Source organism: Streptomyces sp. NPDC005728, from assembly GCF_040630895.1.
Lineage (GTDB): Bacteria > Actinomycetota > Actinomycetes > Streptomycetales > Streptomycetaceae > Streptomyces.
Genome location: NZ_JBEXYL010000276.1, coordinates 1 through 1,778 on the forward strand (window position 1 = coordinate 1; position 1,778 = coordinate 1,778).

At 68.6% G+C, this 1,778-nt stretch carries 1 protein-coding gene; it reads left to right on the forward strand.

Going from position 1 to position 1,778, the window contains the following annotated elements:
* Window positions 1–1,110, forward strand: a 1,110-nt coding sequence (locus tag ABZ471_RS48525; protein WP_359075586.1) for a M4 family metallopeptidase, incomplete at its 5' end; no start/stop codon positions are given.
* Window positions 1,111–1,778 lie beyond the last annotated feature (668 nt).

Genomic DNA, 1,778 nt, shown 5'->3' on the forward strand with positions numbered 1-1,778 from the left:
TCCGGCAAGCCCGTCCTCGCCTACGAGACGATCGTCGGCGGTCTCCAGGACGACGGCACCCCGAACCAGCTGCACGTCATCACCGACGCGGCCACGGGCAAGAAGCTCTTCGAGTACCAGGGCATCGAAACCGGCGTCGGCAAGACCCACTACAGCGGCGAGGTGAACCTGACGACAACCCAGTCCGGCTCGTCGTACACCCTCACCGACGGATCGCGCGGCAACCACAAGACGTACAACCTGAACCACGGCAGCTCCGGCACCGGCACCCTGTTCTCGCAGTCGAGCGACACCTGGGGCGACGGAACCGTGTCGAACGCGGCGACCGCCGGCGCTGACGCCGCCTACGGCGCCCAGGAGACCTGGGACTTCTACAAGTCCGCCTTCGGCCGCAGCGGCATCAAGAACGACGGCGTCGGCGCCTACTCCCGCGTCCACTACGGCAACGCGTACGTGAACGCGTTCTGGGGCGACAGCTGCTTCTGCATGACGTACGGCGACGGCTCCGGCAACGCCGACCCGCTGACCTCGCTCGACGTGGCCGGCCACGAGATGAGCCACGGCGTCACCTCGAACACCGCGGGCCTGGAGTACTCGGGCGAGTCCGGCGGCCTGAACGAGGCCACCTCCGACATCATGGGCACCGGCGTGGAGTTCTACGCCAACAACAGCTCGGACGTCGGCGACTACCTCATCGGCGAGAAGATCGACATCAACGGCGACGGAACCCCGCTGCGCTACATGGACAAGCCCAGCAAGGACGGCGGATCCGCCGACTACTGGTCCTCCGGCGTGGGCGACCTGGACGTCCACTACTCGTCCGGCGTCGCGAACCACTTCTTCTACCTGCTGTCCGAGGGCAGTGGCGCGAAGACGATCAACGGCGTGAACTACGACTCGCCGACGCAGGACGGCTCCACGGTCACCGGCATCGGCAGGGACAAGGCGCTCCAGATCTGGTACAAGGCGCTGACGACGTACATGACGTCGACGACCGACTACAAGGCGGCCCGTACGGCGACCCTGAGCGCGGCCTCCGCGCTGTACGGCGCCTCCAGCACCGAGTACAAGGCGGTCGAAGCAGCCTGGACCGCGGTCAACGTGAAGTGAGACAGCACAAGTGACGGGCGGCAGCCGGGACTTGCCCCGGCTGCCGCCCGTCGGCTCTACCGCCGCCGTCCGCCTGGCTTCCGCTGCCTTGTCGCGGGCTCGGTGGACATGGCGCACCGCTGCTCGGACCGCCCATGAACTCCAGGATCTCCTCGTCGGAGCCTGCCCGTCCCCCGGCCATGAGCGCCACCGCGGCCACAGGTGGACGCATGCGCCAGTGAAAAACGCGCCCGGCGTCGGGGTGTGGCCGGACGGCCCTCCGCCAGCCGAGGGGGGCGTCTGCGGGCTGCGGCGCCTGGCCGCATGTGAGGCGGTCTGCGGCTCCTTCGACGACGCAGCCGCCGCGCTCAGGCGGGTGACCGGGGTGGCGGCAGGCAAACGACAGCTCGAACGGCCCGGGTCGGTGACGACTGCCTGATCATCCGCATCGCTGTGCATCCGGCCCCATGGCGGCGCTGAACACCTCCGAACCCCTGCTTGTGGTGAGCGCCGCCGGGCTGACGCGTCCGGGACCCTTGGGCCGGCCCGGAGAGGGGCCGGACGAGGGCTGGGGGCGTGATGCCGCCCATAGGACCCATGTCACGTCCTATCGCGGATCGTAGAGTCACCCTGCCCCGAGCTGCCCTAAAGACCGCCTAATGGGTCAATTTCGGGCATCTCTCCGAAGT